A 248-nucleotide genomic window follows, 5' to 3' on the forward strand; every position below is an offset into this window, starting at 1 on the left:
CGGTTTGAGATTTCTGGTGATTTCCCTCTCCTTGTTGCCCAATAGACCCAGTTTCCGTCATACGTCGATGCGCTTGGCCTTACCAATGTGTGGTAGACGATGGGAGTCCAGTTGTGTTTCTGAAGTCGCAGACCATCCTTGGTTTGGAATATCCACTTATCCTTCCTTTCATCCCCATTGCTCAGTTTTGCCATTCCTGTTCGGTAATATTTCCTGAGCGTTTTGTATTTGGCGTTTCCGCATCGTGA

The 248-nt window shown here is 47.2% G+C and carries 1 pseudogene; it reads right to left on the reverse strand.

Annotation, left to right across the window (positions count from 1 at the left end):
* Positions 1-248 (reverse strand): annotated as a pseudogene (locus AC0QHF_RS00100) (group II intron reverse transcriptase/maturase); the annotation flags it as partial.

The sequence above is a fragment of the Lyngbya sp. CCY1209 genome, from assembly GCF_055795065.1.